The organism is Sulfitobacter sp. R86518 (assembly GCF_042466275.1).
Lineage (GTDB): Bacteria > Pseudomonadota > Alphaproteobacteria > Rhodobacterales > Rhodobacteraceae > Sulfitobacter > Sulfitobacter pontiacus.
Window position 1 is genome coordinate 1,745,593 of the sequence record NZ_JAXHCA010000005.1, and the last position, 12,011, is coordinate 1,757,603.

10 protein-coding genes and 1 pseudogene are annotated in these 12,011 nt (G+C 63.7%); 9 read left to right on the forward strand and 2 right to left on the reverse strand.

Translation table 11 applies throughout. The features are described 5' to 3' along the window. The first annotated feature begins 2 nt into the window (after positions 1–2). Positions 3–1,043 (forward strand): succinylglutamate desuccinylase/aspartoacylase family protein, encoded by a 1,041-nt coding sequence (locus SJY36_RS09465; RefSeq protein WP_037944417.1) that lies wholly within the window; start codon positions 3–5, stop codon positions 1,041–1,043. A gap of 65 nt (positions 1,044–1,108) precedes the next feature. Here SJY36_RS09465 and SJY36_RS09470 read toward each other — a convergent pair whose 3' ends face one another. Beyond that, on the reverse strand, positions 1,109–2,719 hold the full coding sequence (locus SJY36_RS09470) for a divergent polysaccharide deacetylase family protein (protein WP_386174571.1): 1,611 nt from the start codon (positions 2,717–2,719) through the stop codon (positions 1,109–1,111). 158 nt (positions 2,720–2,877) lie between these two features. Between SJY36_RS09470 and SJY36_RS09475 the strand changes: the two genes are divergently transcribed. The 7 genes from SJY36_RS09475 (at position 2,878) to lexA (ending at position 8,364) form a co-directional block, all read left to right on the forward strand. Beyond that, a complete protein-coding gene (locus SJY36_RS09475; protein WP_005853838.1) occupies positions 2,878–3,459 on the forward strand; it encodes an aminodeoxychorismate/anthranilate synthase component II in 582 nt (193 codons plus the stop codon). After that, complete coding sequence (trpD, locus tag SJY36_RS09480) at positions 3,456–4,475, forward strand: anthranilate phosphoribosyltransferase (RefSeq protein ID WP_386174573.1); 1,020 nt, start codon at positions 3,456–3,458, stop codon at positions 4,473–4,475. The genes SJY36_RS09475 and trpD overlap by 4 nt, the downstream gene beginning before the upstream one ends. Then, positions 4,472–5,140, forward strand: a complete 669-nt coding sequence (locus SJY36_RS09485; protein ID WP_386174575.1) for a uracil-DNA glycosylase — start codon at positions 4,472–4,474, stop codon at positions 5,138–5,140. Before trpD ends, SJY36_RS09485 begins: the two co-directional genes overlap by 4 nt. Further along, on the forward strand, positions 5,137–5,961 hold the full coding sequence (gene trpC, locus SJY36_RS09490; RefSeq protein ID WP_386174578.1) for an indole-3-glycerol phosphate synthase TrpC: 825 nt from the start codon (positions 5,137–5,139) through the stop codon (positions 5,959–5,961). The genes SJY36_RS09485 and trpC overlap by 4 nt, the downstream gene beginning before the upstream one ends. After that, positions 5,961–6,434, forward strand: coding sequence for a cyclic pyranopterin monophosphate synthase MoaC (moaC, locus tag SJY36_RS09495; RefSeq protein WP_037944424.1), 474 nt, complete (start codon positions 5,961–5,963; stop codon positions 6,432–6,434). Before trpC ends, moaC begins: the two co-directional genes overlap by 1 nt. Continuing rightward, positions 6,431–7,603, forward strand: coding sequence for a gephyrin-like molybdotransferase Glp (gene glp / locus SJY36_RS09500; protein WP_386174581.1), 1,173 nt, complete (start codon positions 6,431–6,433; stop codon positions 7,601–7,603). Before moaC ends, glp begins: the two co-directional genes overlap by 4 nt. A gap of 62 nt (positions 7,604–7,665) precedes the next feature. After that, the gene (gene lexA, locus SJY36_RS09505; protein ID WP_005853849.1) at positions 7,666–8,364 is read left to right on the forward strand and encodes a transcriptional repressor LexA; all 699 of its coding nucleotides are present in this window, start codon (positions 7,666–7,668) and stop codon (positions 8,362–8,364) included. 6 nt (positions 8,365–8,370) lie between these two features. Here lexA and SJY36_RS09510 read toward each other — a convergent pair. Further along, a pseudogene (locus SJY36_RS09510) lies at positions 8,371–10,419 on the reverse strand (ComEC/Rec2 family competence protein). Between the two features lie 126 nt (positions 10,420–10,545). On the opposite strand from SJY36_RS09510, the gene gltX reads away from it, so the two are divergent. After that, positions 10,546–11,946 carry a glutamate--tRNA ligase gene (gene gltX, locus SJY36_RS09515; RefSeq protein WP_009824811.1) on the forward strand — a complete coding sequence of 467 codons (1,401 nt, stop codon included), beginning with the start codon at positions 10,546–10,548 and terminating at the stop codon, positions 11,944–11,946. The last annotated feature ends 65 nt before the right edge of the window (positions 11,947–12,011 follow it).

Sequence of the window (12,011 nt, forward strand, 5' to 3'; positions counted from 1 at the left end):
GGATGCCGACCCAAGCCCCGTTCGAGATTGCGGGTCAACACGTGGCACCCGGCTCTCGGGCACAGATCGACTTGCCGATCTCGATCCTGCCGGACCACACGCCTGTCGGGCTCTCGCTTGAAGTGATCCACGGCAAGCGCCCCGGGCCCACCATGTTTGTCAGCGCCGCTGTTCACGGGGACGAGCTGATCGGGGTCGAGATCGTGCGCCGTCTGCTGCGCGCACCGCAGTTAAAATCCCTGCGGGGAACGCTGCTGGTGATCCCGGTGGTGAACTCTTTCGGTTTCCTGAACCGGTCACGCTACCTGCCGGACCGGCGCGATCTGAACCGTTGTTTTCCGGGGCACCCGTCTGGGTCTTTGGGGTCACGGCTGGCGCATATCTTTTTGAACGACGTGGTGCTGCGCTGTGATTTCGGTATCGATCTGCATTCAGCCGCGATCCACCGGACCAACCTGCCGCAGGTGCGTATCTCTCCTTCAGATGCGGTGACGCGGCGCATGGCCGCCAGCTTTGCCGCACCGGTGGTGCTGACCTCGCCCCTGCGCGACGGATCGCTGCGCGCGGTCGCCGCCGCCAAGGGCACCCCGGTGCTGCTGTATGAGGCGGGCGAAGGGCTGCGCTTTGACGAAATGGCCGTGCGCGCAGGCGTTGCAGGTATCTTGCGGGTCATGCATGCCGAAGACATGCTGCCGGCCAAGGGCATCGCCCCCTCGCGCAGGCAGTCCCATGTCTGCTCAAGCTCGACCTGGCTGCGCGCGCCCGTGGGTGGGCTGCTGCGCACCTTCAGGGCCGAGGGGGAGACCGTGAAACAGGGCGACGCACTGGCGACAGTCTCTGACCCGTTCGGCAAGACCGAAGAGGATATTATCGCCCCCCACGACGGTATTCTGATCGGCCGCGCGATCCTGCCCGTGGTGAACGAGGGCGACGCGGTCTTCCACTTGGCAAAGCTGCTGCCCAAGGCGGTGGCAGACACGGTCGAGGATATGATCACGCAGCTCGAAAGCGACCCACTGTTCGACGAAGACGAGATTATCTAGGCAGATCACATCCAAGCACGCCGAAACCCGCGCAACGCGCAGGTTTCGATGGCTTTACCGGTAGATCATTCAGGCGTGGCGTTTTTCAGCACGGCGGAAACAGGAGCGAGTGCAACTTGGCTGGCACGGTCCTGCAACCCCCAGACCAACAGCGCCGAGATCGTCTCGGGCCGCATCCGCCCCATCATGATCACCGACCCTTCGATCCCCGCCTTGAACGCGGCCTGATCAAGGAACCGCCGGATCACGGTGGGCGTCTGCCCCTTGCTATCAAAGTCGCGGAACACGGGTGCAGCGGGCACGCCCTCTTTCACTGCAAGCTTGGGCATCGTGTTCAGCCCTTTGTCCTGGGTCACAAGGCCATAGCCCCCCTGCCCAAGGATCGCAGTCACCTGATCTGCTGTCGCGCGGTCGGGTTGCAGCCCGGCACCCTGCCCTTCAAGCACGCCGATCACTTCGGGCATGCGCGAGAAGGCGACCGCCAGCGTGGTCTCTGCATCGCTTGGCTGCGCACCCTGAGGCAGGTCGACCATCGCCAGCACCTCGAACCCTTCGTTGCGGTAGGTCTGCATGCGCTCTGCCGCGTCGGGCAGGCTGACGTCGACGGCAAAGCTCAGCGGATAGGGAAAGCTGCGCAGCGCGGCGATACCGACCTCGCCGCCTTGCAGGTCACTGCCCACGTCCATCAACAGGACGCTCATCAGCGGTTTGTCATCAGGATTCGCGAAAGGCTGGCCATACCGGGTGATGGCGGGGCTTTCTGCGGTGGCTTGCGCCTCGGGGGCGGTCTGTTCGCCCGATTGGGCGGTCGGCAGGCGGTTGATCGTCACGCCCGTATCCCGCTCAGAGGTGATCGCCGCAGGGGTACCGATTGTGGGACGCCCGTCTGTGCGTTGCTCGGGCGCGCCAAAGACAACATCGGCAGGGGCTTCTTCGGGTTGCGCGTCGGGCGCGCTTGGCGCGGTGGCGACATCGGTGTCCGGCGTGGGCGACACTGGCGTGTCGACGCTTTCATCGGCGGTGACGGGCGGTGCTGTCTGGGTCTCGATGCCAAGCGCATCCGGCTCGGTCGGTTCCATTGGCGCAAGCGCCATCGGATTGGGCAAGACAGGATCATCAAGCGTGATCTTCGGTGCAGCCGCATCGGGCACGGTCACGGAGGCTGTCGCGTCGATATCCTGCGCGATCTGCGGCGCGGGTTGCGGCGTTGGGGCGACCTCTGGCTCGGGCTTTGGTTCAAGCTGTGGTTCAGGCTCTACGATCTCAGGCGCTGCCGCGACGTCCGGCGCGTCCTCTGAAGGTGTGTCTGACACAGCCTCTTGCGTGACCGGTGCTTCTACTTCTGGTGCGACCTCGGCTCGCGGCACAGTCTCGGGCTCTTGTTCAACGGTGGGCTCCTCGACGACAGGCTCGTCGACAACTGGCTCCGGCTCTGGCGTGATCACATCCTCGTTAGTGTCCTCAGCCGCCGTCAGGGGCGTTTCATCAGCCGCTACCACCGGCGGTTCCACAATATCGGGCGCGTTGGTCGCGCGCTCTGCGTCAGGCGCGTCACTTGGCACAGGCGTGTCTTGCAAGGGCGCGGGCCCCATGGGCACCATGAAGGACGCGACACCGGCGACGCCGACACTGAATACCGCACCAATAAGGATGCCGCCAATAAACCCGCGTGACATAGATGATCGCTCCTGTTTTTGTTCCGGTTCGCGCGGCTCTCCGGCCTGCTGCCCTTGACGATAGGTCTTAACCCTGAACATGTATCAGCGGACATTATACCGTGGTTTTGCACGGTTCCTCTAGCCCTAAACCCTGCCCCAATACAAAGAATTGCCGCATGCTGCTCTTGATAGATAACTACGATAGCTTCACCTACAACCTCGTACACTATCTGGGTGACCTCGGGGCCGAAGTCGAAATCCGCCGCAACGACCAGATCGACGTGCAGGCCGCGATGGCGATGAACCCCGCGGGGATCATCCTGTCGCCCGGCCCCTGCGACCCGGATCAAGCGGGCATCTGCCTTGCGCTGACGGCAGCCGCCGCCGAAACAAGCACGCCGCTATTGGGTGTGTGCCTTGGCCATCAGACGCTGGGTCAGGCGTTCGGCGGCAAGGTCGTGCGCGCGGGCGAAATCGTGCACGGCAAGATGGGCATGATGCACCACAAGGGTCAGGGCGTCTTTGCGGGGCTGCCATCGCCCTTTGCCGCGACACGCTATCATTCGCTGATCGTTGACCGCGCCACCCTGCCCGACTGCCTTGAGATCACGGCAGAGCTTGAGGACGGCACGATCATGGGCCTGCAGCACCGCGACCTGCCGCTGCATGGCGTGCAGTTCCACCCGGAATCGATCCGTTCGGATCACGGTCACCAGATGCTGCAAAACTTCCTGAACAACGTAAAGGTGCCCGCATGAGCGATGCTCTGAAACCTCTGATCGATGCGGCCGCCAATGGCCCGCTGACCCGCGATCAGGCCGAGACCGCGTTCCAGATCCTGTTCGAGGGCGAAGCGACCCCCAGCCAGATCGGTGGCTTCCTGATGGCCCTGCGCACCCGTGGCGAGACGGTGGATGAATATGCTGCCGCCGCCCATGTCATGCGCGCCAAATGCAATCCCGTCACCGCCCCCGAGGGCGCGATGGACATCGTGGGCACCGGCGGCGATGGCAAGGGCACGCTGAATATTTCTACCGCGACGGCCTTTGTCGTTGCCGGCGCGGGCGTCGTGGTGGCGAAACATGGCAACCGCAACCTGTCGTCCAAATCCGGCGCGGCGGATGCGCTGACGCAGATGGGGCTCAAGGTGATGGTCGGGCCCAAGGTGGTCGAGGCCGCCCTGCGCGATGCGGGCATCGGCTTTATGATGGCCCCAATGCACCATCCCGCGATTGCCCATGTCATGCCCACACGGTCCGAACTGGGCACACGCACGATCTTCAACATCCTCGGCCCGCTGACCAACCCTGCGGGCGTCAAACGGCAGCTGACCGGGGCCTATCGCCGCGATCTGATCCGCCCGATGGCCGAAACACTTGGCGCGCTTGGCTCTGAAAAAGCGTGGCTTGTGCATGGCTCCGACGGGACGGACGAGCTGACGATCACCGGCACCAGCTGGATCGCCGCGCTGAACCCTGATGGCACCATTTCCGAATTCGAGATCACGCCCGAAGACGCGGGCCTTCCGGTCCATCCGTTCGAGGATATCGTCGGCGGCTCACCCGAAGAAAACGCACGTGATTTCAACGCACTGCTGGACGGAACCCCCTCGGCCTACCGCGATGCGGTCTTGCTCAATTCGGCTGCGGCGCTGGTCGTGGCCGATGCCGCGCCCGATCTGAAAGCGGGGGTAGAGATGGCACGCCACAGCATCGACAGCGGTGCGGCCCGTGACAGGATCACCCAAGTCGCGCGGATCACCCAGACCGCATGAGCCGTTTTGACTTGTCGCGCCTCGGAGCCTGGCGCGACCTTGCATTCTTTGACGATACCCTGCCCGGCATCGCCGCAGCGCTGGCCGCGGACCCGCGCGAGACGCTGCCGCACCGACCGCAGGTTTTCGCCGCGCTGGAACATACCCAGCCCGACGCGGTGCGCGTGGTGATCCTGGGGCAAGACCCCTATCCCACCCCCGGCCACGCCCACGGCTTTGCCTTTTCCGCCAGCGCCGATACCAAACCGCTGCCCCGTTCGCTGTCCAATATCTATAAGGAAATGGTGGATGACATCGGCGCGTGCCCACCGGATGCCGATCTGCGGTTCTGGGCGGATCAGGGCGTGCTGTTGTTGAATACCACATTGACCGTGCCTGCGCGGGACGCAGGCGGCCATGGGAAACTGGGCTGGCAGCAGCTGACCACGCAAATTCTTGGCCGCTTGGCCGACCGTCCCCGCGCCTATTTGCTGTGGGGTGCGCATGCCCAAAAAGCCGCGCGGGATGTGGACGGGGGACCGAACTTCAAACTTGAAACCCCGCACCCGTCGCCCCTGTCCGCGCGGCGTGGGTTTTTCGGGTCACGCCCCTTCTCGCGCTGCAATGACTGGTTGCACGCCCAAGGCCAAGCGGCCATAAACTGGGCAACACCGGAGACATCATGACCGATACCAACACTGGCACCATCCTAGACAAGATCAAAGCCTACAAGCTGGAAGAGATCGCCGCCGACAAGGCCGCCAAACCGCTTGAGGCCGTAGAGGCAGAGGCGCGCGCCGCCTCGCCCGTGCGCCCCTTTTCCGACGCGTTGTTCGACGCCTCGCGCGAGGGGTACGGGCTGATTGCCGAGGTCAAAAAGGCAAGCCCGTCAAAAGGGTTGATCCGCGCCGATTTTGACCCCGCCACACTGGCCGCTGCCTATGCCGCCGGTGGCGCGACCTGCCTGTCGGTGCTGACAGACACGCCCAGCTTTCAGGGGGCCAAGGAATATCTTGTCGCCGCCCGCGAGGCCTGCACCCTGCCCGTGCTGCGCAAGGATTTCATGTACGACCCCTATCAGGTCGCCGAAGCCCGCGCGCTTGGGGCTGACTGTATCCTGATCATCATGGCCTCTGTCAGCGATGCCCAAGCGATCGAGCTTGAGGACGCCGCCGCCCAATGGGGCATGGACGCGCTGATCGAGGTGCATGACAAGGAAGAGCTGGACCGCGCCGCCGTGCTGAAAAGCCGCATGATGGGGATCAACAACCGCAACCTCAAAACCTTCGAGACGACGCTTGATACCACGCGCCGCCTGTCGAAACATGTGGATGTGGAAAAGATGATCGTATCGGAAAGCGGGCTGAACACGCCCGAAGATCTGGCCGATATGGCGAAATACGGATCGCGGGTATTCCTGATCGGGGAAAGCCTGATGCGTCAGGACGATGTAGAGGTCGCAACCCGCAACTTGCTGGCCACACCGCTGCGGCCGGGGGGCATGTAATGGCGCTCACGCATTTTGACGGTAAGGGTGACGCGCATATGGTCGACGTGTCGGACAAACCCGTGACGTCGCGGGTGGCCGTTGCGGAAACCCACATCAAGATGTTGCGCGAAACCTTTGATATCATTACCGAAGGACGCGCCAAAAAGGGTGATGTCATGGGGGTAGCCCGTTTGGCGGGGATCATGGCTGCAAAACGCACCGCCGATCTGATTCCGCTGTGCCACCCTCTGCCGATCACCAAAGTGTCGGTTGAACTGACACCCGATGCCGACCTGCCCGGTCTGCGCATCGCCGCGACCGTCAAGACCACCGGACAGACCGGCGTCGAGATGGAGGCGCTGACCGCCGCCTCTGTCACCGCGCTGACTGTCTATGACATGGCCAAGGCCGTGGACAAAGGTATGGAAATCGGCGGCCTGCGGGTCGTGCTGAAAGACGGCGGCAAATCGGGCCGATACGAGGCAGAATGATCTCTGTCAGCGACGCCCTGTCGCATCTCTTTGATCTCGTCACCGCCACCGAAGTGGAAGCGGTCCCGCTGCGTCAGGCCGCGGGCCGTGTGCTGGCGCGCGATGTTGTTGCCATCCGCACCCAGCCACCTTTCGCGGCCTCCTCTATGGATGGCTATGCCCTGCGCCAGACAGAGGTCGAGCCCGACGCAATGTTCAAGGTCATCGGCGAAGCGGCGGCGGGCCATCGGTTTGACGGTGTGGTCAAGGCCGGTCAGGCCGTGCGCATCTTTACCGGTGCCCCTGTCCCCGAAGGCGCTGATTTCGTTGTGATCCAAGAGGATACGACCCGTCGTGGCGATCTGATCATGCTGGGCCATGACATCGGCCCCAAGACCAATATCCGCCCCGCCGGTGGGGATTTCCATGCAGGCGACACGATGGATGCGCCGCGTCTGCTGCGCCCTGCCGATATCGCGCTGCTGGCGTCGATGAATGTGGCGACGGTGCCGGTCTATGCCAAACCACGCGTCGCAATCATCGCCACGGGGGACGAGCTGGTGCAACCCGGCGAGGTGCCGAACCCCGACCAGATCATCGCCTCCAACACCTATGGACTGGCCGCCCTGCTCGAACAACATGGCGCGCAGTGCCGCATGATCCCGATTGCCCGCGACACGGTGCCCTCGCTGACCCAAGCCTTCACCATGGCGCAGGATGCCGATCTGATCATCACCATCGGCGGTGCCTCTGTCGGAGACCACGATCTGGTCGCCCCCGTCGCTGCCCAAATGGGGATGGACCAGTCTTTCTACAAAGTCGCGATGCGCCCCGGCAAACCTCTTATGGCGGGGCGGCTGCGTGATGTCCCAATGATCGGCCTGCCCGGCAATCCGGTGTCGGCCATGGTCTGCGGGACGGTCTTTGTCGTGCCGGTGCTGCGCAAGATGCTAGGCCTGCCCGCCGCGCCCGCCGCACGGATCGATCTGCCGCTTGGCGTCGATCTGCCCGCCAATGGGCCACGCGAACATTATATGCGTGCGATGCTCCGTGACGGTGCCGTCCTGCCCGAAGACAATCAGGACAGTTCGCTGCTGGGTATCCTGTCGCGCGCCGATGTCCTGATGGTCCGCCCGCCCCAAGATGGGGCCCGCACAGCCGGAGAGATCATAGGCTGTATTCCCCTCTGACGGTTGACACAAAACAGGAACATCCCTAGAACAAACCCCAAATAGAAACGGGGAATGTCCGGATGCTGACCAAGAAACAACTCGATCTGCTGGCCTTTATTCACAAACGTGTGCAGCGCGACGGCGTGCCGCCCAGCTTTGACGAGATGAAAGAAGCGCTTGATCTGCGGTCCAAATCCGGCATCCATCGTCTGATCACAGCGCTGGAGGAACGCGGATTCATCCGCCGCCTGGCGCATCGCGCCCGCGCGATAGAGGTGGTGAAACTGCCCGATAGCTTGGGCAGCCTTTCCGGTGCGGGCTTTACCCCGCGCGTGATTGACGGCGACCGCCCCGATGGTCCGCCCCCTTCTGCCGCGCAGCCGGTCAGCGCGTCGTCCTTTGATGTGCCGATGATGGGCCGGATCGCCGCCGGTGTCCCGATCGAGGCGATCAGCACCATGACCCAATCCGTCGCCGTCCCCGGCGGGATGATCAGCGGCAGCGGCGAACATTACGCTTTGGAGGTGCAGGGTGATTCCATGATCGACGCAGGGATCAACGATGGCGACGTGGTGATCATCCGCGAAACCTCTGTCGCGGATGATGGGGATATCGTGGTTGCGCTGGTCGAAGACCACGAGGCGACGCTCAAGAAATTCCGCCGTCACGGCAGCTCTGTCGCGTTGGAAGCCGCTAACCCCGCCTATGAAACGCGGGTTCTGCCATCGGATAAGGTCAAGGTGCAGGGACGTCTGGTCGGGTTGATCCGCACCTACTGATGCTTGCTACCGCGGCGGCCTGTCCTTGGGCCATGCCGTCCACAACCGCGTGCCCGCCTTTTGGCGGGCCGTTTGCATTGTGACCCGCCCGTTGTCGAGGGTGAGTGCGACTGCCCCCGAGGATCGCAACCGGTCGGGGTCAAACACATCGCAGCCGCCCATCAGCGGCGGATCGGGCACAACTGACAGCACGATGATCTGATCCGCACGGCACGCCCCGAACGCCGCCCGCGCGCGCTTGCCGGACAGGTGGACCACCTCCTGTCCCCCGATCTTTGACCTTGTGGGCCAACGCGCTGCGGCCTGGACCTGATCGGCGCCGTCGCCGTCATTCTCCAGCCAGTTGAGCGCGACAAAGCCTGCGCCTTTTGCCTTGCTCAGCGCACGGCCCGTGGGGGTCATCACCCCCACCAGACTGCCGGTGTCCGAGATCAGCACCGTCGGACGCTCTGCCCCGTGCCACAATACCCCCGCCGCAATCACGGCCCCCAGACCGGCAAACCGCAACCAGCCCTGCCACAGCAACAGCCACAAAAACCCGAGCGCCAGCAGCGGCAGCACCCAGGGGCCGGGGGCGGCCACATGCCCCTGCACACCGTCGATCTCTGCCACGCCCTGCGCGACCAGCAAGATCCAGCGCAACCCTGCGCCCATGATCTGCAGGGGGATCCACTCTAGCCCCAGCGGTGCCATGACCAAGGCCGCCACCGCAGCCGGCATCACCAAGACCCCCATCAGCGGGACCGAGAGCAGGTTCGCGACCAAGCCATATTGCGCGATCGTATTGAAATGGGCCGCCCCGATGGGCGCGGTAAAGCCCCCCGCCACAGCCGAGGAGATCACCGTCGCCACAGCCGGTGCCAGCCACTTCGGCCCAAGTGAGACCTCGGCGTTGCGCAACCAGCCAAAGATCGCAACCAACCCCGTGGTAGCGGCAAAGGACATCTGGAACCCCGGCCCCGTCAATGCCTCTGGCCGAAGGACCAATACGACCGTGGCTGCAATCGCCACGGCCCGCAGGGTCAGCGCCCGTCGCCCGATGATCAATGCGCCAAGGGCCACGGCGACCATGATGAACGCGCGTTCGGTTGCGATGTTACCCCCCGACAACAGCAGATAGCCACTGGCCGCCACCAGCGCCCCAGCGGCTGCGATACTGCGCGTGGGCCAGCGCAGCGCGATCCACGGCACCAACGTCAGCACGATCCGCAACGCGCCAAAGACCACCGCGCTCAGCAACCCCATGTGCAAACCCGAGATCGCCAGTAGATGCGCAAGGTTGCTGGCACGCAGATCCTCCAGCGCGTCCTGGCTGATGGCGCTGCGGTCGCCGGTGGTGATCGCCGTGGCAAACCCGCCGATATCACCCGGCAAGATCCGCTAAATCCGGGCCGAGGCCGCCATGCGCGCCCGAAAGACCGCCAGCCCGCTATGCCCCGCCTCAGCCGGTGTCGCCGCCAGTAAAGGGGTGCGACTGTACCCCACAGCGCCCAAGCCCGCGAACCATGCATGCCGTTGGAAATCAAAGCCCTCAGGCTCGACCGGACCGCTTGGCGGCGACAGATGCCCCGTGGTCATCACCCCCAACCCCGGCGTGATATCCGCGTCAAAGCGTCTGTCGCCGTGCAAGGACACGCGCACATGCAGCGGCGTCCGAGGCGCAGAGACCCGTTCCAGCACAACCCGATCCAGCGTCAGCCGCAAGGCGTCGGACTGGCTGCGATCCACCGCCACGACGCGCCCCGCGATCGGGCCGTAATAGCGCCACCCCAGCACCGGCCCGCCGACAGCATGGGCCCGCCACGCCGCCAGATCAAAACCGAGCAACACCAAGGCCGCGCCCAACAAAACAGGCCCCGCGACCTCGCCCGCCAGAAAGGCCGCAGCCCCCAGCAGCGCCGCCCCGCCCGCGACCCAAAGCAGAACGGTCAGCGAAGGCTCAACCCGCAGCGCAAAATAGCTGCCGATCCCCACGGCCAGACACACCGGCACCCAGCCGATCAGATGCCCCCGCTGTGCGCGCATGCTCTGCGCCATATAGGACAACAGCCCCATACTTGCCCCCGTTCTCTGCACTGGGTAGATAGTCGGGGACGCTATCTCCAAAGGAGTTAGCAAATGATAAACGGCACCCCGAACGGGCGTTTTCCGTGAACTTCTGCTGCAAAGGATCCTCCGCCCATGACAACGCCTGTCGTTACCCGTTTCGCCCCGTCTCCTACCGGTTATCTGCACATCGGCGGCGCGCGGACGGCGCTGTTCAGCTGGCTGTATGCACGCGGTCGGGGCGGTAAATTCCTGCTGCGTATCGAAGACACCGACCGCCAGCGCCACACCCCCGAGGCAACCGAAGCAATTCTGCAGGGCATGGCGTGGCTGGGTCTGGATCACGACGGTGACGTGGTCAGCCAGTTCGAAAACGCCCCCCGCCACGCCGAGGTGGCGCTACAACTTCTTGCCGAAGGAAAGGCCTATAAGTGCTTTGCCTCGCAAGAAGAAATCGCCGCGTTCCGGGATCAAGCCAAGGCCGAGGGGCGCAGCACCCTGTACCAATCACCCTGGCGTGACGCCGCGCCCGAAACGCACCCCGACGCCCCCTATGTCGTACGGATCAAGGCCCCGCTGACGGGCGAAACCGTCATCCGCGACGCGGTGCAGGGCGACGTGGTGATCGGGAACGACCAGCTTGATGACATGGTGCTGTTACGTTCCGATGGTACGCCCGTCTATATGCTGGCCGTTGTTGTTGATGACCATGACATGGGCGTGACCCATGTGATCCGCGGGGATGATCACCTCAACAATGCCGCGCGCCAGATGATGATTTACAACGCCATGGGCTGGGACGTACCGGTCTGGGCGCATATTCCGCTGATCCACGGCGCGGATGGCAAGAAACTGTCGAAACGTCACGGCGCTTTGGGCGCGCAGGAATATCAGGCCATGGGCTTTCCCGCGGCCGGTATGCGCAACTACCTCGCCCGTCTGGGGTGGAGCCATGGGGACGACGAATTCTTCACCGACGCCCAAGCGCAAGAATGGTTCGATCTGGACGGTATCCGCAAAAGCCCCGCGCAATTCGACCTCAAGAAGCTGGAAAACATCTGCGGGCAGCACATCGCCGCGGCGGATGATGCTGCATTGCGGCACGAGATCGAGGCCTATTTGACCGCAGCCGGTCTGCCCGCGCTCACAAATGCGCAAGCTGACGGGCTGGAGCGGGCGATGTATTGCTTAAAGGATCGCGCGAAGAAATTCCCTGATCTTCTTGAAAAAGCTGAGTTTATCCTCGCCGAACGCCCCATCCAACCGGACGAGAAGGCAGACAAGCACTTGGACAATGTATCCCGTGGTATGCTGACTGAATTGACGCCGCAGTTGCAGAATGTTACTTGGGACAGAGAAACGCTGGAGGAGGCGCTGAACGGCTTTGCCGCCGCTCGGGACACCAAATTCGGCAAACTGGCGGGGCCGCTGCGCGCAGCACTCGCCGGGCGGGCAGCAACCCCATCAGTTTTCGATATGATGCTGGTACTTGGGCGTGACGAAAGCCTTGCCCGTTTAAACGATGCGGCTATCTAAGATATGCAAAAGCATATTCCTGATATGCTCAACAATAACTGAGGGGCGGACCGTTTCGGTATCTC

What these genes read in the sequence shown, in the direction of transcription:
- SJY36_RS09465 (WP_037944417.1), top strand. Translation starts at nt 3, where the DNA reads ATGCCGACCCAAGCCCCGTTCGAGATTGCGGGTCAACACGTGGCACCC.
- SJY36_RS09470 (WP_386174571.1), bottom strand. Translation starts at nt 2,719, where the DNA reads ATGTCACGCGGGTTTATTGGCGGCATCCTTATTGGTGCGGTATTCAGT.
- SJY36_RS09475 (WP_005853838.1), top strand. Translation starts at nt 2,878, where the DNA reads ATGCTGCTCTTGATAGATAACTACGATAGCTTCACCTACAACCTCGTA.
- trpD (WP_386174573.1), top strand. Translation starts at nt 3,456, where the DNA reads ATGAGCGATGCTCTGAAACCTCTGATCGATGCGGCCGCCAATGGCCCG.
- SJY36_RS09485 (WP_386174575.1), top strand. Translation starts at nt 4,472, where the DNA reads ATGAGCCGTTTTGACTTGTCGCGCCTCGGAGCCTGGCGCGACCTTGCA.
- trpC (WP_386174578.1), top strand. Translation starts at nt 5,137, where the DNA reads ATGACCGATACCAACACTGGCACCATCCTAGACAAGATCAAAGCCTAC.
- moaC (WP_037944424.1), top strand. Translation starts at nt 5,961, where the DNA reads ATGGCGCTCACGCATTTTGACGGTAAGGGTGACGCGCATATGGTCGAC.
- glp (WP_386174581.1), top strand. Translation starts at nt 6,431, where the DNA reads ATGATCTCTGTCAGCGACGCCCTGTCGCATCTCTTTGATCTCGTCACC.
- lexA (WP_005853849.1), top strand. Translation starts at nt 7,666, where the DNA reads ATGCTGACCAAGAAACAACTCGATCTGCTGGCCTTTATTCACAAACGT.
- gltX (WP_009824811.1), top strand. Translation starts at nt 10,546, where the DNA reads ATGACAACGCCTGTCGTTACCCGTTTCGCCCCGTCTCCTACCGGTTAT.